Here is a 17,744-nt window from a genome sequence, read left to right on the forward strand (position 1 = left end):
ACCACCCCTCTACTTGATCGCCTGCGGGTTGATCGGCGAGCCTGCTGCGCCCGGAATGTGCAGGGGCGGCGCGGTGAAGAGGAACTCGTAGACGCCATCCTCGGCGCAATCCTCACCCAGTTCCTTCAGGTAGAAGATCTCGCCCATGGAGATGCCGATGGCGGGAATGACAACCCAGTGCCACGGCTGGTTCGCCTCGTCCGTCTCGTTCGGGCGCACTTCGCAGCCCCAGGTATCGGCACAGATCGCGGCGATGTCATGGGCCTTGATCCAGCGGGCCGTCTCGAACGACAGCCCTGGCGCGTCGCCTCCGGCGTAGCCGTCCCAATCGCCCTTGGCGAGGCAGCGTTCCTGATGGCCGGTGCGCACGATCACGAAGTCACCCTTGCGGATTTCCACCCCCTGCGCCTCGGCGCAGCCGTCGAGATCGGCGTTGGTGATGCCATACCCGTCGTCGAGACTGTCGACACCCTTCCAGCGCGCGATGTCCAGCAGGACGCCACGGCCCACCATCTTGTCGCGCACGTGCTCGATCCCGAGCCGCTTCGCGCCGTTCACCGTCACATCCGTGGCCGGGTAGCCATTGTACATCTTGTCGTCGAGAAAGATGTGGCAGAGCGCATCCCATTGCGTGCTGCCTTGGCAGGGCAGGTTGATCGCGTCATCGGCGTAGCGCAGGTAGGCCTTGCCGTCGCCGTCCTGCTCGCCCTGCACGGCATCCGTGCCGGTGGCGAGCATCTGGTGGATCATGTTCCAGCGACCCCCGAAAAGGCCCGACTGGATCTGCTCCTTCAGGTCGAGGCCAAGCGCGAAGGTCTTGCCCTTGCGCACCAATCCCGCCGCCGCGACCACGTCTTCGGGCGTCACGTTGTTCAGCGTGCCGATCTGGTCGTCGTCCCCCCAACGCCCCCAGTTGGAAAGCTCTTTCGCGGTGTCGTAAATATCCTGACGGGTCAATTTGGCCATGGTGCTGCCCTCCCAAGCGGCGTGCAAATTTTACTAATGATCGATTGATAAATAGATGCTAGCGTCGAGTTGACGATCTAGCAACAGGGGTAATTCATGGCGGACCAGAGCACAAAAACCTTCGACGTGATCTTCGAGGGAAAGGGCGTCGCTTCGGGCAAGATGCGCAACGACATTTCGGTGGAATGGCCGATGATGAAGGAGAGCTTCGAGCTGGCCACCGATGAAGGCCCGTTCCACGGCGGCGACGGGACAGCACCTCCGCCCCTCGCGCTGTTTACCGCCGCGCTCACCGGCTGCCTGATGACCCAGATCCGCGCCTTCGCCAAACGGCTGAAGATCGATCTGCGCGGGGTCGAGGTCAACGCGCGGCTGCACTGGAAAGGCGAGCAGGAGGGCAACGCGCCCTATGTCACCCATCCCGTTGCATTTACGCTGGATGTGGATCTCGACAGCGATGCCAATGCCGAAGAGCAACGCAACCTATTGAATGCCGCGAAGAAGGGCTGTTTTCTGGAGCAAAGTCTCGCGGAAGGGGTCATAGTGGGGCACCGGCTCAAAATCGACAATGAATGGCATGATGCGTGACCACGAAATCTGATCCCCAAACACCGCCCGAAAATGACGCGCAACCGCGCCGCAGGATGTCATCGGAGGCGCGGCGCAAAGAGTTCATCAGCAAGGCGATCGAGTTCTTCGCGCAGGAGGGGTTCGAATCCTCGACCCGCGAATTGGCCCGGCGTCTCGGGGTGACGCAGCCTCTGCTCTATCGCTACTTTCCCTCGAAGAACGACCTGATCGCCGAGGTCTACGACGCGGTCTACGTCAAGCGGTGGCAGGATGAATGGGGCGTCCTGCTGGCCGACCGCTCGATACCGCTGCGCGAGCGTCTGGTCGACTTTTACGACGCCTATACGGAGGTCGTGTTTCACAACGACTGGATGCGGATCTTCCTGTTTTCCGGCCTGAAGGGCGTCGATATCAACCGCCGGTACATGCAACTGGTCCGGGAGCGCATCCTTGAGCCGATCCTGACGGAAAACCGGTTCGAGGAGGGGTTGGAGGATCTGACGCCCACCGATGAAGAGGTCGAGGCCGCGTGGATCATGCACGGCGGCATCTACTACTACGGCGTGCGCAAGCTGATCTACGAGAACGCAAAGCTGACCAACAAACGCTTCGTGATCGAGACCGCGATCGACGGTTTCCTGGGCCACATCGCGGTAATCCGCGACGCCTCATCCCCTTGATTTATTGGTCGCAAGCACTGCCGGAAGAATGTGCTTGCTTGTTATTTATAGATCGATAAATTAGACCCGACGGTATTGGTTAACCGTTGGGGGAGGATCGATGAAAGCTGCTGATTTCCGCTATGAACGTCCTGCCTCGGTTGCGGATGCTCTGGCACTGCTTGGCGACGAGGATCGTGACGCCGCACCTCTGGCGGGCGGGCAGAGCCTGATGCCGATGATGAACTTCCGCCTCGCTCAACCCGGCACGCTGGTAGACCTCTCGGCGCTTGATGAATTGCGTGGCATCAAGCGGGACGGAGAGGTTTTGCGCATCGGGGCCATGACACGCTACGTGGAGCTTGTGCGCTCGGATCTTGTAGCGGAATGCGTGCCCCTTCTGGCGTTGGCCTTGCCGCATATCGCCCATGCCGCCGTGCGCAATCGCGGCACGATTGGCGGCTCGGTCGCGCTGGCCGATCCCGCGGCCGAGATGCCTGCGCTGCTGCTCGCCCTTGATGCGGAGATCACCGTGCAGTCGCCCACGGGGACCAAGACCCATGCCGCGACGGACTTCTTTCTCGGCATGTATGACACCGCGTTGGAGGAGGGCGAGTTGGTGACCGAAATCGCCATCCCCGTCGCAGCGGAAACCGACCGCTTTTCATTCTATGAGCTCGCCCGCCGCCACGGGGATTACGCCATGGCCGGCGTCGCGGTGGCGCGCCGGGACGGGTCGCACCGCATCGCGTTCTTCTCGATCTCGGACCGCGCCCTGCGCGCCACCGGGGCGGAAGCCGTGCTGGACGCAGGCGGCGGCGTGCAAGAGGCCGTTGCAGCCCTCTCGGAGCTTCCCTTCGCCGGCGATCTGAACGCGGGCGAAGCCACGAAACAGCACCTGTCGGGCGTCGTCCTGACCCGCGCATTGGAGGCGCTGTAGCCATGTCAGACACCGCGAACATCTCGGTTACCGTCAACGGCGAGACCACGGCTGCCGCCGTGCCCGTGCGCCAGAACCTCGTCGATTTCCTGCGCAACACCCTGGGGCTCACCGGAAGCCACGTCGGCTGCGAGCATGGCGTCTGCGGCGCCTGCACGCTGGAGGTCGACGGCGCCATGGTGCGCGGCTGCCTGATGCTGGCGGTCCAAGCCGACGGTGCGCAGATCACTACGGTGGAAGGCTATGGCGACCGGGCCGAAGCCCTGCGCGCGGCCTTCGTTGAGCACAACGCGCTGCAATGCGGCTACTGCACGCCGGGCATGATGGCCTCGGCACTGGAATACGTGGAGGCCGGAGGCCAAGCCGACCGCGCTGCGATCCGCGAACATCTGAGCGGCAACTATTGTCGCTGCACCGGCTATCAATCCATCGTCGACGCCGTCTGCGACGTGATCGAGGGAGAGAGCGCATGAGCGGCCCCCGGACGATCTTCGACAAGCCCAACAGCTATATCGGCAAGCCCGTCGACCGCCCTGATGCCAAGCGCTTGCTGCAGGGACGCGGCAAGTTCGTGGACGACATCCAACTGCCCCGCATGGTGCACGCCGCCTTCGTGCGCTCGCCCGTGGCGCACGGGAAGGTTCTCTCCATCGATCTGGACGAGGCGCGTGAGATGCCCGGCGTCATCGCGCTCTATACCGGCGCTGATCTGGCGGAGCATGTGGAGCCCTACGTGGGCGTCCTCAGTCACCTTGCGGGCCTGCGGTCGGCACCGCAGATGCCGCTGGCCGTGGACGCGGTGCGTTGGACGGGGGAGCCCGTGGTGATGGTCGTCGCCACCTCCCGCGCCTTGGCCGAGGATGCCGCGGCCATGATCTACGTCGATATCGAGGAATTGCCCGCAGCCACGGACATGGAGCGCGCGCTGGAGCCTGACGCGCCGGTGATCCACGCCGACCTTGGCAACAATCTCGCCTGGGATCGGACCGTCGAGGCGGGCGATCCCGACGCGGCCTTCGCCCGTGACGATGTCACGGTGGTCGAGCGGACCTTTCGCTTCGGCCGCCACACCGGCGTGACGCTGGAGACCCGCGCCAGCGTGGTGGAATACGATCCTTCCGAAGACCTGTTGACCTGCCATTACTCCGGTCAGGCGCCGCACATGATGCAGTTCATCTTCGCCAAGCATCTCGGGCTGCCTGAAGAAAACGTGCGCGTGATCTCCAATGATGTTGGCGGCTCCTTCGGGATCAAGATCCACACCTACGGCGACGAGATCGCTACTGCCGCGGCGGCAAAACTGCTTGGGCGACCGGTGAAATTCGTGGCGGATCGGTTGGAAAGCTTCCTCACCGATATCCACGCGCGCGATCACGTCGTCCATGGCCGCATCGCGGTGACGGGCGAGGGGCGGATCGCCGCCCTGGCGTTCGACGATGTGACCGGCATCGGGCCCTATTCCATGTACCCCCGCACCTCCGCGATCGAGGCGAACCAGATCCTCAACCTCACCGGCGCGCCCTATGATTTCGACAACTACCGCGCCAATGCAAAGGTGGTGTTCCAGAACAAGAACCTGATGTGCCAGTACCGCGCCGTGGGTCATCCCATTGCGATGGCGGTTGCCGATGGCCTGCTGGAGGAAGCGGCGCATCAGATCGGCATGGACGTGGTCGAAATCCGTCGCCGCAACCTGATCCGCGACGACGCATATCCCTGCACATCGGCCACCGGCATGAAGCTCGACGATCTGTCCCATCACAAGACCCTCGACACGCTGATCGAGACCATGGGCTACGACGCGCGCCGCGCGGAACAGGCCGAGCTGCGCGCGCAAGGTGTCCACCGAGGCATCGGGCTCGTCTCGATGATCGAAGTGACCAATCCGAGCCCGATGTTCTATGGCATCGGCGGCGCGCCGATTGCCAGTCAGGACGGCTCCACCATCCGGCTCGACGCGGGCGGCGCACTGCATGTGTCCTCCTCGGTGACCGAGCAGGGGCAGGGGACCAACACCATCCTTGCGCAGATCGCGGCGGGCGTTTTCGGCGTCGACATGGCGCGTGTGAAGGTCACCACCGGCGACACGAAAACGACGCCCTACGGGGGCGGGACATGGGCTTCGCGCGGGGCCGGGATCGGCGGCGAGGCGACCTTGCAGGCCGCCCATGCGCTGAAGGAGCAGGTGCTGGCTGTCGCGGGAGTGATCCTGCAGGCCAAACCCGAGGACCTCGATATTCAGGACGGTCACGTGACCGATACCGACGGAACGCAGCGCATCACCCTGAGCGATCTTGCCCGGACGGTCTATTATCGCGGCAACGAGTTGCCCTCGGACCTGACGCCGGAGCTGGTGGCGACGCGCCACTACCGCGTCACCGATTTTCCTTTCGTCTTCACCAATGCCGCCATGGCGGCCGAGGTGGAGCTCGACATCGACACCGGCTTCGTGAAAGTGCTGAATTTCTGGGCCGTGGAGGACTGCGGCCGGGTCATCAACCCCAAGCTGGTCGACGGCCAGATCCGCGGCGGCGTGGTGCAGGGGATCGGCGGCGCTTTCTACGAGGAATGCATCTATTCCGAGGACGGTCAGTTCGAGAATGCAACCATGGCCGATTACCTCGTTCCGATGGCCTTCGAGATGCCCGATATCACCATCGCCCATGTCGAGACGCCGACCAAGACCAGCGTACTCGGCGCCAAAGGCGCGGGCGAGGCGGGGACCGGCGGCGCGCCCGCCGCCCTGATGAACGCCGTCAACGACGCCCTGCGCCCTCTCGGCGCGCAGATCCACCAAATGCCCATGACGCCCGAGCGCATCCTGAAAGCTCTCGGCACCGTTTAATTCATTGAAGGAGACCCCATGACGACCCTTTGCTACGCGAAGAAAACCTGTTCCGTCGGCATCCACGTTCTGATGGAAGAGCTTGGCCTTCCCTATGACCTCAAGATCGTCGATTTCTCCAAGAAAGAGCAGAAGACGCCGGAATACCTGAAGCTGAACCCCAAGGGGAAAGTGGCCGCGCTGGTCCGCGACGATGGCAGCGTCATCACGGAATATGCCGCCATTGCCATGTATCTGGCACTCGAGAACCCCGAGAAGAACCTGATGCCCACCGATACCGAGGGCATGATCCGCACGCTCGAGGCGATGGATTTCGTCATCGGCACCGTCCACATGCTGTCATGGCGGATGTACCGCCGGCCCGATGCCTACTCGGATATTCCCGAGGCGATCGAACAGCTGAAGGAGCGTGGCAAGGATGCGATGCTGGCGGCTTTGGACGTGGTGGACCAGCAGTTGGAGGGCAAGGAATGGATGATGGGCGACACTTTCACCATCGCCGACACCGCGCTTTACTACAACGAATACTGGGCCGCCGATGTGGCCGGGTGGGACCTGCCGCCGAACGTGAAAGCGCATTACGAGCGGATGAAGCAGCGCCCCTCGGTGAAGGCGAACCGCGAGTTGGAAGGCGCAGACTGAGCCGCCAGCTGTTGACAGGAAAGACGCGCCGGGCAGACCATTGCCCGGCGTTTTGCGTTCTGGGGGAGGGATGATGGATCGACATGAAGCCGGCTGCCTCTGCGGCGCGCTCCGCGTCACGGCGACGGGCGCACCGCTGCGGGTCGGGCTGTGCCATTGCCTCGACTGCCGCAAACACCACGGCGCGCTCTTCTACGGCGCGGCGATCTTTTCGGCACAGGCCGTGGTGATCGAGGGGCCGTTCAGCGCCTTTCAGGGACGGTGCTTCTGCCCGACCTGCGGCAGCTCCGTCTTCGCGCGAACGGGCGATGAGGTGGAGGTTCACCTCGGCGCCTTCGACGCGCCGGGCCGCTTCCAGCCCACCTACGAGGTCTGGTGCGAACGGCGGGAAAGCTGGCTCCCGCCGGTCGAAGGGACAACGACGCATCGGCGCAACCGCGAGGCCCCCGAGGCCTGACGCCGCCCGCCACCTAGCCTTCTTCGAGGTCGCCTTCGGTGTTGACCTTCAGGCCGGTGGCGTGGCTCTGCTCGAGGATCGAGGGCGCCCAGGCGACGCGGCCGCCATCACCGGTTGTCTCCTTGGAGCCGATGATCGCCATCAGCATGCCGTGGCTGTCTCCGATATTGCGAAAACCGCGGTAGATGCCGGGCGGAAACGAGATGACATCGAAGGGATCAAGCTCGATCTCCTTGTCGCCATCCTCGCCCCAGACAGCCGCCCAACGGCCCACCAGCGGGATGAACACCTCGATGGTTTCATGGGCGTGGAGCGCGGCGCCCTTGCCGGGCTCGGCGCCCACGTAGGTGATGCTGAAATACCGCGAGTCGGTGATGGAGGGGGCAAGGCCCGCGTCCTCGGTCACGCCGCGCCCGATGACGTTGTAGATGTCGCGCTCGTATTCGGGGATGCGGGTGTCGACGAAAGCCTGGGGTGAGGCTTTCAGTTCGCGGTAGCGGGCCACGCGTTCCTGCATCTCTGCAATGCTCAGGTCTTTGATCTCCATGGTCATTCCCTTTCTATCTGCTGCATTTCCTGACGGTACCAATCGCCAATCTGGCTTGCGGTCATCCATTCGGTGCCCTCATGACCGCCGATGTAGTCGAGCAATTCTTCGAGGTATCTGATCCGGTGCGGCACCCCGGTGATGTAGGGATGGACCGAGATCGCCATGACCCGTGCGTTGTCGGCGCCTTCGGCATAGAGCCGGTCGAACTGATCGCGGCCGCGGGTCAGGAATTCATCCGAGCGGTGGCCCTGCAAAGCGTAGACCGCGATGTCGTTGGTCTCGACGGTATAGGGCAGGGTGGTGACGCGCCCGAAGGGGGTCTCCACGTCCTGCGGCAGATCATCGATCACCCAATCGGCCACGTATTCGACACCGTGCTTGCGCAGCAGGTCGAGCGTTTCCTCGGTCTCGGTCAGGCCGGGGCTTTCCCAGGCGCGGGGGCGGGTGCCGCAGAAGGCCTCGATCCGGTCGAGCGCCGCCTTGATCGCGCCCTCCTGATCGTCGAGCTTGTGCATCGGCCCTTGCAGGAAGCCGTGGCCCATGAACTCCCATCCCGCCTCGAGCGCGGCTTCGCCGACGCGGGGGTAGCTGTCGCAGACATTGCCGTTGATCGCGAGCGAGGCGGGAATGCCGCGGTCGACCAGCGCCTTGTACTGCCGCCAGAACCCCGAGCGCATGCCGTATTCGTGCCAGCTCCAGTTCGGGACATCCGGCAGAAGCGGCTGGCCCATCGGAGGCGGCAGGACGGTGCGCGGCATCGGCTTTTCGATGCGCCATTCCTCGACGTTGACGATGACCCAAACCGCGACACGCTTGCCGCCGGGCAGACGCAGCTTGGGTCGGTCGACGATGGCTTGGTAGGGGATGCGATCGGACAGGGCCATGGCGGATGCTCCGGCTGAAAAGGAGGGTCTCGAATGGGCTTGAACAAAAAAAGGGCGGCCCGTTCAGGCCGCCCTTCGGGTCGCGTCGATTACTCGACGGTGTATTCGTAGGGCCACTCGTAGCCCGTCTCACCCACTGCATTGAGGTAGGCTTGCATCACTTCGGTGCCCGGCATGCCGCGGCCATCGGCCTCGGCGGCCTGCTGGCTCGGGAAGGAGGCGAGGGACTCGGCCCAACCGCTGCGCACCTCGGCCGAGATTTCCGAGATCGTCGCACCAGCCTCTTCCAGACCGGTCAGGCCCGAGGCCTGGCGTGCGTTCAGCGATGCGCCGGCCTGAGCCTCGTAGGCCGCACCAACTTCGCGGATGATCGTCTGCACGTCCTCGGGCAGGTTGTTCAGGCTGCGCTCGTTCATCGTCAGAACGTTCACGCCCATCGCGCCGAACCCGATCAGGGTGTAATAGGGCGCGGGCTCGTAGAAGCGGAAGCCGAGGTAGGCCGAGGGGAACATCAGCCAGCCGTTATAGACACCGGTCTGAAGCGACAGGTAGCCATCGGGCAGCGTCGATTGCACCGGGGTAGCGCCCGCGAATTCCAGCCACGGCAGGTTCGGACCGGCGCCGCCGATCTTCACACCTTGAAGGTCATCGACCGTCTCCCAGGGGTCGGTGGTGCCGAGGTGGTAATTGTCCCATCCATGCAGGCCCAGAAGCACCTGGCCGTATTCAGAGGTGAACTGTTCCTCCAGCCATGGCACCTGATCGTAGACGGCGCGCGCCGCGGTGATTTGCTGATCCGAATCCTGAGGGCCGAAGGGCGCGTAGTAGGGGAAGTTGTGCAGGAACAGCTTCGCCGGTTCGAAGCAGGCGCAATAGGCGCCGATGTCGAGGATGCCGTTCTCGACCGACTCCAACGTCTCTGCCACGCCCGCGATGGAGCCGCCGTAGCCCTCCACGAAGGTGATCGTGTGGTCGGTTTCTTCCTCTACGCGGCGCACCACTTCGGGTACGAAAAAGTCCGCGACGTCAGCCACGTAGACCGCCGGGCCGTTCGGGTGACCGGCGCCGATGCGCAGTGTGAAATCGTCCGCCAGCGCCGCTCCCGCGCCGATGGACAACGTCACCGCTGCAAGGGCCGTGCCCCGCAAGATCGATGTAGTTTTCATTGTTTTCTCCTCCCATGAAGACGATAGTGCTGTCAGCGGTCGGCCCCGTCGTTGGAGGGCGCGCAAGGGTGCATCCCTTATTTATCGACTGCTAATCACGCATATCTCCTCACAAAATTTCAAATCGGTCAAGCGTCCTGTGTCGTTATTTATCGGTCGCTAAATAAGCTCTTGACCCGCTGCCGTGATTCATTAGCGTCCTCTGGAATTGCAGCAAGCGACAGACGGGGAGGGTCTGATGGGCGTGCCGATCAAGCTATCACGGGGTATCCACCTGATATCCGCATTCTGGACCATGGCACTGGCGTTGTTGATCTTCGCCGACGTGATGGGCCGACAATTATTCGGCGCCCCGGTGCCCGGAACGAAAGAGATCCTTCAGAACTCGGTCGTCTCCATCGCCTTCCTGCAATTGCCCCTCGCGATCTATTCCGGCTCGATGCTGCGCACCTCTGTCTTTGCCGATGCCGTCCCGGCCCTGTTCCGGCGGATCCTGCGCACGATTTCGGCACTTCTGGGCATCGGCGTCTTCATCGCGCTGGTCTGGAGCACGAGCGACAGCTTCATCGACGCCTACCGCATTGGTGAATACGAGGGCGAAGGCTCGCTCCGGGTGCCGACTTGGCCCGTGCGCGGCGCGGTGCTGGTGATGTCGGCCTTCACCGCCTTCGCCTACCTGCACATGATCGTGCTCGATTGGCGCGGCAAACTTCAAAACGAAATCGAAGCGCCGGGGGCCATGGCGCCCGTGCACATTCACTGAGGGGATACGTTATGGGAGGCGATATCGTCCTTTGGATGTTGGGTCTTTTGATCCTGCTGATCTTGTTGGGCACACACATCGGCGTGGCGCTCGCGGTCTGTTCCGGGCTCGGGGTCTTCCTGATGCTCGGCAGCTTCGAGGCTGCAATCTCGATCCTTGGCAACACGGCCTACGAGGCGGTGCGCAAGGATGTCTTCGTGGTGATCCCGCTCTTCGTGCTGATGGGGGATTTCATATCAAGATCAGGGGCGGCGGGCGATCTGTACCGCATCTGTGACCGCACCCTGAAGCGCTTGCCGGGGCGTCTCGCCATTGCGACGATCGCAGGCAACACGGTCTTCGCAGCCGTGACCGGCGTCTCCATCGCAGCCGCGGCGGCCTTCTCGCGCATCGCTTACCCGGAGATGAAGCGCGCCGGCTACAAGCGCACCTTCGCCCTCGGGGCCGTGGCCGGTTCCGCCTGTCTCGGCATGTTGATCCCGCCCTCGGTCTTGCTCATCGTCTGGGCGATCCTGACCGAGCTCAGCGTCGGCGCGCTGTTCATCGCCGGGATCATTCCGGGGGTCATCCTCGCGCTGATGTTCGCCGCCTATGTCATCATCTCCGTCGCCCACAAGCCCGAGATCGCACCGTCCTTCAAGGCCGAACTGGTGCCGCTGACCCGCGCCGAGATCCGCTCGGAACTGATCGGCGGCCTCGGCATTCTGGGGCTGATCATGTTGGTGATCGGCGGCATCTGGCAGGGTTTCTTCACCCCGACCGAGGCTGCGGGCTTTGGCGCCATCGGCGCTTTCATCATCGGGCTGATCAAGGGAATGCGTGGGGCCGAGATCCTCGACGCGATCTATCAGGCCGGGCGGACGACCGCGCCGATCATGTTCCTGCTGATCACCGCGCAGATGTATTCGCGGCTTCTCGCCATCGGCGGCGCGGTGCCCTTCATCCAGGGGCTGTTCTTCAATCTCGGCGCCGAGCCGTGGATGATCATCGCGCTGATGATGGTGATCTGGATCATCCTCGGCATGCTGGTGGACTCGGTCTCGATCATCCTGTTGACGGTGCCGATCTTCGCGCCCATCGCCGCGGTTCTGGGCATCGACCAGGTGGCTTTCGCGATCTTCGGCATCCTCGTGATCGAAGCGGGCCTGCTGACGCCGCCCTTCGGCTTGCTGGTCTACACCGTGAAGGGAGCCGTGCCCGACCCCTCGGTCACCTTGGGCGAGATCTTCATCGGCTCGACACCCTACTTCGTGCTGATCCTTCTGGCTGCCCTGATCGTGCTGTTCATCCCGAGCCTCGCGACATGGCTGCCCTCGATCATGTTCTAGAACGGCCCCTGCGCCGGTTCACGAATTGCCAAGGGCCCTGCCGTTCGCGGTGGGGCCTTTGCCGATCACATCCCGAATTTGCGGCCTATCAACTTTTCTAATGGGTCCGCCGATTCCTTTTGATTTTCCCTACGCGGTCCCCCGGTCATATCGTGGGGCAGTAACCAGAAGCGGAGACAGCAGCCATGGACCTCGGGTTCTTCACGATGCCAATTCATCCCATCGACAAGGAGTGGCGCAAGTGCCTCGCCGAGGACCGCGAAGCGTTTCTTCTGGCCGACGAGTTGGGCTTCACCGAGGCCTATGTCGGCGAGCATGTCACCGACAAGGCCGAGCAGATCGTGAGCTGCACGATGTTCATCGCCTCGCTGGCATCCGCGGTGAAGAACATGCGGCTTGGCACCGGCACGGTGAACTTGCCCAACAGCCATCCTGCCAATGTGGCCGCACAGGTCGCGATGCTCGATCACATGCTGGACGGCAAGTTCAACTTCGGCATCTCGCCCGGCGGCCTCGCCTCGGACGCTGAAGTCTTCGGCAACCTCGACGCGGACCGACAGGAGATGTTCCTCGAGTGCATCGACACGGTCCTGAAGATCTGGTCCAGCGACGCGCCCTACAACATCGAGGGCAAATATTGGAACATCTCGACCGAGCGCACCGAGATGACGGAAATCGGCCAGGGCATCATGCCCAAGCCGCTGCAGAATGATCCGCATCCGCCCATCGTTGTCACCGCCGTGGCGCCCTTCTCGAAAGGCGTGACAGAGGCGGCGGCGCGCGGATGGGACCCGATCTCGGCCAACTTCCTGATGCCCCAGTGGGTGGCCTCGCACTGGCCGAAGTACAAGGAGGGGTGCGAGCGCGTCGGTCGTCCGGCGGACATGGCCAACTGGCGCGTGGCGAAATCTGTCTTCGTGGCCGACGACATGGACACCGCGCGCGCCTATGCGACCGACCCGGACAGCCCCTACCGTTTCTATTACAACCAGCTCTTCACCAAGCTGAAGAAGCACGGCCGCATCAACCTGTTCAAGGAACACCGCGACCAGCCCGATGAAGAGGTGACGCTGGATCACGTCTGCGACCGGCTCATCATCTGGGGCACGCCGGACAAGGTGGCCGACGAGCTTCTGTCCTTCCGCGAGGAGACCGGCCAATTCGGCACCTTGCTTGTGGCCGGCAAGGATTGGGCCGACCCCGAGCTTGCGCGGCGCAACATGGTATTGCTGGCGGAGCGGGTGAAGCCCGCCATCGACGCGGCCGAAGCCAGCTCGGTTCACGCCAAGGAGGGAGCAGCCTGATGCTGGAGCGCAAGGACCGGATCGACCTCGGCACCCACAAGCTGAACACGCGCATGGACGGGCGCGGGGAGGATTGGATCATCCTCTCCAATTCCCTCGGCGCGGACCTGACGATGTGGGACGAGCAGATCGACCTGCTGACGCAGAAGTATCACGTGTTGCGCTACGACACGCGGGGCCATGGCGGCAGCGACACGGTGGGCGGGGCGACGACATTCGCCGACCTCAACGCCGACGTGATCGCCCTGATGGATGCGCTGGAAATCGAGAAGGCCGCCTTCATGGGCCTGTCCATGGGCGGCATGACCGGAATGGGCCTCGCCGTCGATCACGCCGACCGGATCACCCGCGTCGTCTGTGCTGATGGCCGCGCCGACGCTCCGCCTCCGTTCAAGGAGATGTGGGACGGTCGCATCGCCGCGGTGGAGCAGGGCGGGCTGGAGGCCATCGTGGAAGGCACGCTCGCCTCGTGGTTCACCGAAGACTGGCGCAACGCCAACACCGAGCGTCTGGCACAGGTCCGCGAGATGGTGCTGTCGAATGACCCGCAGGGCTACATCGCCTGCTGTCACGCGCTCAAGGAGCTCGATTGCCTGCGCCGTCTGCCGGAAGCCAAGGCGCCGATCCTCTTCGTCGGCGGCGATCAGGACATGGGCGCGGCCCCCGCGGTCATGCAGGAGATGGCCGATGCGACGCCGGGCGGTGTCTACAAACAGGTGCCCCATGCGGCCCATGTGGCAAACATCAATGCGCCCGAGGCCTTCAACGCCGCGATCGCGGAGTTCCTCGGGTTATAGGGTCACCTTGAGGAGGGCGTCGATATCCATCACGCCCTCCAGATGCGCCGCGAGCGCGTCCAGCGTGTCTTCGACCGTCGTATCGTAGCTGAGGCTCTGCGCCACGCCGAATTGAGCCAACCACGCACGGCGAAACCCGTCATCGCGAAACATGCCGTGCAGATAGCTGCCGCTGACCCTGCCGTTGGCACTCGTGGCACCTTCGGGCGCGCCCTCGATCAGCGCGAAGGGCCGGATGCAATCGGCGCCCTCGCTCCGGCCGATGTGGATCTCGTAGCCGCTGAAGGCCGTGCCCGAGGCGGCATGTCCCGCGCTCACCTGCGTCAGGCGTTTGTCACCGGTCATCACGGTGGCGACATCCAGCAGCCCGAGGCCCGCGTCGATCCCGGCGGGGCCTTCGATGCCCTCGGGGTCGGCCACTGTTTTCCCGAGCATCTGGTAGCCGCCGCAGATCCCCAGAACATGCCCCCCGCGCCGCAGATGCGCGGCGAGGTCCACGTCCCATCCCTGCGCGCGCAGGAAGGCGAGATCGCCACGGGTGGACTTGCTGCCGGGGATGATGACCACGTCCGCATCGCCGGGGATCGCAGCACCCGGCGGCAGCATGGTCAGCCGCACCTCCGGCTCCTGCGCCAGCGGGTCCATGTCATCGAAATTCGCGATCCGCGAGAGCCGCAGGCAGACCACGTGCAGCCCCTCGGACCGCACAGGCGTGGTGATGTCGAGGGCATCCTCCGCCGGCAGCCTCCCGGCCTCGGCGAACCACGGGACGACCCCGAATCCCCGCCAGCCGGTGTGTTCCTCGATCATCCGGTAGCCCTCGTCGAAGAGGCGCGGATCACCACGGAACTTGTTCACCATGAAGCCGCGCACCAGCGCCGCATCTTCGGGCGAGATTACCGCCTTGGTGCCAACGATCTGCGCGATGACGCCGCCCCGGTCGATGTCACCGCAAAGCACTACCGGCACCTGCGCCGCCTGCGCGAAGCCCATGTTGGCGATATCGCCAGCGCGCAGGTTCACCTCCGCCGGAGAGCCCGCGCCTTCCACGATCACCAGATCGTGCCGCGCCTTGAGCCGCTCGAAACTCTCCAGCACCGATACCAGAAGCTGTGGCTTGAGCCGCGCATATTCCCGTGCCCGCACGGTCGTCAGCCGCTTGCCCTGCACGACGACCTGGCTCCCGGTCTCGGATTCCGGCTTCAGCAGCACCGGGTTCATGTCCGTATGGGGCGCGAGCCCGCAAGCCAGCGCCTGAAGCGCCTGCGCCCGCCCGATCTCGCCCCCGTCCTCGGTGACGGCGGCATTGTTCGACATGTTCTGCGGCTTGAACGGCGCCACCGACAGGCCGCGCTGCCGCGCGATCCGGCACAGGCCAGCCACCAGCATCGACTTGCCGACATTGGAGCCCGTCCCCTGGATCATCACCGCGCGGGTCATGGGGTCAGTCCGCACGCGCCGCTGCGAGATCCCGATGGCAGAGCATCAAAACTCGACGCCCTTCTGCGCCATGACGCCGTCGCGGAAGGGGTGCTTGACCAGTGTCATCTCGGTCACCAGATCGGCGGCCTCGATCAGCTCGGGCTTGGCGTTGCGCCCGGTCAGGCAAACGTGGGTCATCCGCGGTTTCTGGTGCAGCAGGAAGTCCACCACCTCGTCGATATCGAGGTAGTCGTAACGCAGAGCGATGTTGATCTCGTCGAGCAGCACGAAGTCGATGGCCGGATCGAGAATCTGCTCCTGCGCGATCTTCCAGCCGGCCTGAGCGGCGGCGATATCGCGCTCCTTGTCCTGGGTCTCCCAGGTGAAGCCCTCGCCGGAGACGAAGAACCGGCATTCCTCGGCGAAACGCTCGCGCAGGAAGCTCTTCTCGCCGGTGTCGCGGTCGCCCTTGATGAATTGCACCACGGCGCAGCCCATGCCGTGCTGGATGGCGCGCATGACCATGCCGAAGCCGCTGGACGATTTGCCCTTGCCGGGACCGGTATGGACGATGATCAGACCCTTCTCCTCGGTCTTGGTCTCCATCATCTTGTCACGCGCGGCCTTGATCTTGCGCATCTTCTCGGCGTGGCGGGCGTTGTCGTCGCTCATCGGGTCTCTCCTTGCGGGCGTTCGGGCGGCATTCGGAAGGCTTGGCGGCTAATGCGCCGATTGACAAGCCCGCAGACCCATGAACAGGGTCTTGGCCGATGGTGCCTGCGGCGAAAGCCAATGGCCTAAGAGGGAACGCGGTGCGATACCGCGGCTGCCCCCGCAACTGTAAGCGGCAAGCGACCCTGGGTATGCCACTGGATTCACGCTGAATTCGGGAAGGCGCAGGGCCCCGTGACGACCCGTGAGCCAGGAGACCTGCCATCGGCAACGCAACTTATGTCCCGGGCGGGGTGCCCCGGAGGAGGACCGATGGATAACCCAGAAAAAAGCGCAAATCGCGCCGAGACCGAAGTGCTGGTCTGCGTCAAATGCCTGCGTGGCCTCGACGCGCCCGAGGATGGCGCGCGGCCGGGCCAGAAGCTCTACGATGAATTGATCCAGCGCGAGATGCCCGAGGGCGTTACGATCCGCCCGATGGAATGCCTGCAGAATTGTGACAGCGGCTGCTCGGTGGCGATCCGCGGGGGCGATGCCCGCTGGACCTACGTTTACGGAAATTTCCTTGAATCGTCGCATCCCGACATGCTGGCCGAGGGCATCGCCCTCTATCACGAGACCGACGACGGCCTGATCCCGTGGCGTTCGCGCCCCGAGCACTTCAAACGCAACTGCATCGCGCGCATTCCACCCGTTACGAAAAAGGAGGCCTGACCCATGGCTGATCTCGCAAAACTCCCCGTCACCGTGATCACGGGCTTTCTGGGCTCCGGCAAGACCACGCTGATCTCGCACCTGATCCAGAACCCCGGCGGCAAGCGCCTCGCGGTGGTCGTCAACGAATTCGGCGACGTCGGCGTGGACGGCGAAATCCTCAAGGGTTGCGCCATCCCCGATTGCCCGGCCGAGAACATCCTCGAGCTCGCCAACGGCTGCATCTGCTGCACCGTGGCCGATGATTTCATCCCTACGATCGAGGCGCTGATGGCGTTGGAGCCGCGGCCCGAGCACATCCTGATCGAGACTTCCGGCCTCGCGCTGCCCAAGCCGCTTCTGAAGGCCTTCGACTGGCCCGATATCCGCTCCAAGATCACCGTCGACGGGGTCATCGCGCTGGCCGATGCCGAGGCCGTCGCGGCGGGCCGTTTCGCCCCCGACGTGGCCAGGGTCGATGCGCAGCGGCTGGCCGACGACAGCCTTGATCACGAAACGCCCTTGTCGGAGGTCTTCGAGGACCAGATCTCCTGCGCCGACATCATCCTGCTCACCAAGCCGGATCTCGCCGGCCCCGAGGGCGTGGCCAAGGCCAAGGAAATCATCGCCGCCGAGGCGCCCCGCGCCCTGCCGGTCGTCGAAGTGGCCGAGGGCGCGATCGACCCGCGGGTGATCCTGGGGCTCGAGGCCGCTGCCGAGGACGACATGGACGCGCGCCCCTCGCACCACGACGGGCACGACGACCACGAGCATGACGACTTCGAAAGCGTCGTCATCGACATCCCCGAGGTGGCCGACCCCACCGATCTGGTGGCCCGGATCGAGGATCTCGCCAACACGCGCAACATCCTGCGGGTGAAGGGCTACGCCAGTGTTGCGGGCAAGCCGATGCGCCTGCTGGTGCAGGCCGTGGGCGCGCGGGTGCGGCACCAGTATGACCGTCCATGGGGCGCCGACGAGCCGCGTCAGGGCCGCCTCGTGGTAATCGCCGAGCATGACGACGTGGACGAGGCCGCGATCCGCGAGATGCTCGCCCCCGCACAGGCCGCCGCCGAGTAAGCTGCC

At 64.2% G+C, this 17,744-nt stretch carries 19 protein-coding genes and 1 riboswitch; of the genes, 13 read left to right on the plus strand and 6 right to left on the minus strand.

The genetic code is table 11. The features are described 5' to 3' along the window. Positions 1-9: 9 nt before the first annotated feature. Complete coding sequence (locus tag KYE46_RS07620; RefSeq protein ID WP_219004666.1) at positions 10-966, minus strand: cyclase family protein; 957 nt, start codon at positions 964-966, stop codon at positions 10-12. Between the two features lie 96 nt (positions 967-1,062). Here KYE46_RS07620 and KYE46_RS07625 point away from each other — a divergent pair, with 96 nt between their 5' ends. The 7 genes from KYE46_RS07625 (at position 1,063) to KYE46_RS07655 (ending at position 7,079) form a co-directional block, all read left to right on the plus strand. Beyond that, complete coding sequence (locus KYE46_RS07625; protein ID WP_219004667.1) at positions 1,063-1,554, plus strand: OsmC family protein; 492 nt, start codon at positions 1,063-1,065, stop codon at positions 1,552-1,554. 56 nt (positions 1,555-1,610) lie between these two features. Beyond that, positions 1,611-2,216 (plus strand): TetR/AcrR family transcriptional regulator, encoded by a 606-nt coding sequence (locus KYE46_RS07630; protein WP_219004669.1) that lies wholly within the window; start codon positions 1,611-1,613, stop codon positions 2,214-2,216. A gap of 100 nt (positions 2,217-2,316) precedes the next feature. After that, a complete protein-coding gene (locus KYE46_RS07635) occupies positions 2,317-3,135 on the plus strand; it encodes an FAD binding domain-containing protein (protein WP_219004671.1) in 819 nt (272 codons plus the stop codon). 2 nt (positions 3,136-3,137) lie between these two features. Next, entirely contained in the window at positions 3,138-3,608 is a 471-nt protein-coding gene (locus tag KYE46_RS07640) for a (2Fe-2S)-binding protein (protein WP_219004673.1), read from the plus strand. Continuing rightward, positions 3,605-5,980 carry a xanthine dehydrogenase family protein molybdopterin-binding subunit gene (locus KYE46_RS07645; RefSeq protein ID WP_219004675.1) on the plus strand — a complete coding sequence of 792 codons (2,376 nt, stop codon included), beginning with the start codon at positions 3,605-3,607 and terminating at the stop codon, positions 5,978-5,980. The genes KYE46_RS07640 and KYE46_RS07645 overlap by 4 nt, the downstream gene beginning before the upstream one ends. Before the next feature lie 18 nt (positions 5,981-5,998). Next, a complete protein-coding gene (locus KYE46_RS07650) occupies positions 5,999-6,622 on the plus strand; it encodes a glutathione S-transferase family protein (protein WP_219004676.1) in 624 nt (207 codons plus the stop codon). Between the two features lie 73 nt (positions 6,623-6,695). Then, the gene (locus tag KYE46_RS07655) at positions 6,696-7,079 is read left to right on the plus strand and encodes a GFA family protein (RefSeq protein ID WP_219004678.1); all 384 of its coding nucleotides are present in this window, start codon (positions 6,696-6,698) and stop codon (positions 7,077-7,079) included. Positions 7,080-7,092: 13 nt separating this feature from the next. On the opposite strand, the gene KYE46_RS07660 is transcribed toward KYE46_RS07655, so the two are convergent. The 3 genes from KYE46_RS07660 to KYE46_RS07670 form a co-directional block, all read right to left on the minus strand. Next, the gene (locus KYE46_RS07660) at positions 7,093-7,632 is read right to left on the minus strand and encodes a cupin domain-containing protein (protein WP_219004680.1); all 540 of its coding nucleotides are present in this window, start codon (positions 7,630-7,632) and stop codon (positions 7,093-7,095) included. Beyond that, complete coding sequence (locus tag KYE46_RS07665) at positions 7,629-8,513, minus strand: polysaccharide deacetylase family protein (protein WP_219004682.1); 885 nt, start codon at positions 8,511-8,513, stop codon at positions 7,629-7,631. Before KYE46_RS07665 ends, KYE46_RS07660 begins: the two co-directional genes overlap by 4 nt. A gap of 89 nt (positions 8,514-8,602) precedes the next feature. Beyond that, positions 8,603-9,679, minus strand: a complete 1,077-nt coding sequence (locus KYE46_RS07670; protein WP_219004684.1) for a C4-dicarboxylate TRAP transporter substrate-binding protein — start codon at positions 9,677-9,679, stop codon at positions 8,603-8,605. A 238-nt stretch (positions 9,680-9,917) separates the two neighbouring features. On the opposite strand from KYE46_RS07670, the gene KYE46_RS07675 reads away from it, so the two are divergent. From KYE46_RS07675 to pcaD, 4 genes are all read left to right on the plus strand, one after another. Continuing rightward, positions 9,918-10,442 carry a TRAP transporter small permease gene (locus tag KYE46_RS07675; RefSeq protein ID WP_219004686.1) on the plus strand — a complete coding sequence of 175 codons (525 nt, stop codon included), beginning with the start codon at positions 9,918-9,920 and terminating at the stop codon, positions 10,440-10,442. Between the two features lie 11 nt (positions 10,443-10,453). Then, the gene (locus KYE46_RS07680; protein ID WP_219004688.1) at positions 10,454-11,770 is read left to right on the plus strand and encodes a TRAP transporter large permease; all 1,317 of its coding nucleotides are present in this window, start codon (positions 10,454-10,456) and stop codon (positions 11,768-11,770) included. A 185-nt stretch (positions 11,771-11,955) separates the two neighbouring features. After that, the gene (locus KYE46_RS07685) at positions 11,956-13,074 is read left to right on the plus strand and encodes an LLM class flavin-dependent oxidoreductase (RefSeq protein WP_219004690.1); all 1,119 of its coding nucleotides are present in this window, start codon (positions 11,956-11,958) and stop codon (positions 13,072-13,074) included. Next, positions 13,074-13,871 (plus strand): 3-oxoadipate enol-lactonase, encoded by a 798-nt coding sequence (gene pcaD / locus KYE46_RS07690; protein ID WP_219004692.1) that lies wholly within the window; start codon positions 13,074-13,076, stop codon positions 13,869-13,871. Before KYE46_RS07685 ends, pcaD begins: the two co-directional genes overlap by 1 nt. On the opposite strand, the gene KYE46_RS07695 is transcribed toward pcaD, so the two are convergent. Together KYE46_RS07695 and cobO are read right to left on the minus strand one after the other, a co-directional pair. After that, positions 13,866-15,311: a cobyric acid synthase gene (locus tag KYE46_RS07695; protein ID WP_219005058.1), complete on the minus strand. Its 1,446-nt coding sequence runs from the start codon at positions 15,309-15,311 to the stop codon at positions 13,866-13,868. The genes pcaD and KYE46_RS07695 overlap by 6 nt on opposite strands. Positions 15,312-15,356: 45 nt before the next feature. Beyond that, complete coding sequence (gene cobO, locus KYE46_RS07700; protein ID WP_219004694.1) at positions 15,357-15,965, minus strand: cob(I)yrinic acid a,c-diamide adenosyltransferase; 609 nt, start codon at positions 15,963-15,965, stop codon at positions 15,357-15,359. An 82-nt stretch (positions 15,966-16,047) separates the two neighbouring features. Beyond that, a riboswitch (cobalamin riboswitch) is annotated at positions 16,048-16,245 on the plus strand. 32 nt (positions 16,246-16,277) lie between these two features. Between cobO and KYE46_RS07705 the strand changes: the two genes are divergently transcribed. Continuing rightward, a complete protein-coding gene (locus KYE46_RS07705) occupies positions 16,278-16,679 on the plus strand; it encodes a DUF1636 family protein (protein WP_219004696.1) in 402 nt (133 codons plus the stop codon). A gap of 3 nt (positions 16,680-16,682) precedes the next feature. After that, entirely contained in the window at positions 16,683-17,738 is a 1,056-nt protein-coding gene (cobW, locus tag KYE46_RS07710) for a cobalamin biosynthesis protein CobW (RefSeq protein ID WP_219004698.1), read from the plus strand. Positions 17,739-17,744: the final 6 nt, after the last annotated feature.

Origin of the sequence: Gymnodinialimonas ceratoperidinii, from assembly GCF_019297855.1 — a bacterium.
GTDB lineage: Bacteria > Pseudomonadota > Alphaproteobacteria > Rhodobacterales > Rhodobacteraceae > Gymnodinialimonas > Gymnodinialimonas ceratoperidinii.

Excerpts from the sequence above, each read along its gene's own strand:
- KYE46_RS07620 (WP_219004666.1), bottom strand. The coding sequence starts at position 966 with ATGGCCAAATTGACCCGTCAGGATATTTACGACACCGCGAAAGAGCTT.
- KYE46_RS07625 (WP_219004667.1), top strand. The coding sequence starts at position 1,063 with ATGGCGGACCAGAGCACAAAAACCTTCGACGTGATCTTCGAGGGAAAG.
- KYE46_RS07630 (WP_219004669.1), top strand. The coding sequence starts at position 1,611 with ATGTCATCGGAGGCGCGGCGCAAAGAGTTCATCAGCAAGGCGATCGAG.
- KYE46_RS07635 (WP_219004671.1), top strand. The coding sequence starts at position 2,317 with ATGAAAGCTGCTGATTTCCGCTATGAACGTCCTGCCTCGGTTGCGGAT.
- KYE46_RS07640 (WP_219004673.1), top strand. The coding sequence starts at position 3,138 with ATGTCAGACACCGCGAACATCTCGGTTACCGTCAACGGCGAGACCACG.
- KYE46_RS07645 (WP_219004675.1), top strand. The coding sequence starts at position 3,605 with ATGAGCGGCCCCCGGACGATCTTCGACAAGCCCAACAGCTATATCGGC.
- KYE46_RS07650 (WP_219004676.1), top strand. The coding sequence starts at position 5,999 with ATGACGACCCTTTGCTACGCGAAGAAAACCTGTTCCGTCGGCATCCAC.
- KYE46_RS07655 (WP_219004678.1), top strand. The coding sequence starts at position 6,696 with ATGGATCGACATGAAGCCGGCTGCCTCTGCGGCGCGCTCCGCGTCACG.
- KYE46_RS07660 (WP_219004680.1), bottom strand. The coding sequence starts at position 7,632 with ATGACCATGGAGATCAAAGACCTGAGCATTGCAGAGATGCAGGAACGC.
- KYE46_RS07665 (WP_219004682.1), bottom strand. The coding sequence starts at position 8,513 with ATGGCCCTGTCCGATCGCATCCCCTACCAAGCCATCGTCGACCGACCC.
- KYE46_RS07670 (WP_219004684.1), bottom strand. The coding sequence starts at position 9,679 with ATGAAAACTACATCGATCTTGCGGGGCACGGCCCTTGCAGCGGTGACG.
- KYE46_RS07675 (WP_219004686.1), top strand. The coding sequence starts at position 9,918 with ATGGGCGTGCCGATCAAGCTATCACGGGGTATCCACCTGATATCCGCA.
- KYE46_RS07680 (WP_219004688.1), top strand. The coding sequence starts at position 10,454 with ATGGGAGGCGATATCGTCCTTTGGATGTTGGGTCTTTTGATCCTGCTG.
- KYE46_RS07685 (WP_219004690.1), top strand. The coding sequence starts at position 11,956 with ATGGACCTCGGGTTCTTCACGATGCCAATTCATCCCATCGACAAGGAG.
- pcaD (WP_219004692.1), top strand. The coding sequence starts at position 13,074 with ATGCTGGAGCGCAAGGACCGGATCGACCTCGGCACCCACAAGCTGAAC.
- KYE46_RS07695 (WP_219005058.1), bottom strand. The coding sequence starts at position 15,311 with ATGACCCGCGCGGTGATGATCCAGGGGACGGGCTCCAATGTCGGCAAG.
- cobO (WP_219004694.1), bottom strand. The coding sequence starts at position 15,965 with ATGAGCGACGACAACGCCCGCCACGCCGAGAAGATGCGCAAGATCAAG.
- KYE46_RS07705 (WP_219004696.1), top strand. The coding sequence starts at position 16,278 with ATGGATAACCCAGAAAAAAGCGCAAATCGCGCCGAGACCGAAGTGCTG.
- cobW (WP_219004698.1), top strand. The coding sequence starts at position 16,683 with ATGGCTGATCTCGCAAAACTCCCCGTCACCGTGATCACGGGCTTTCTG.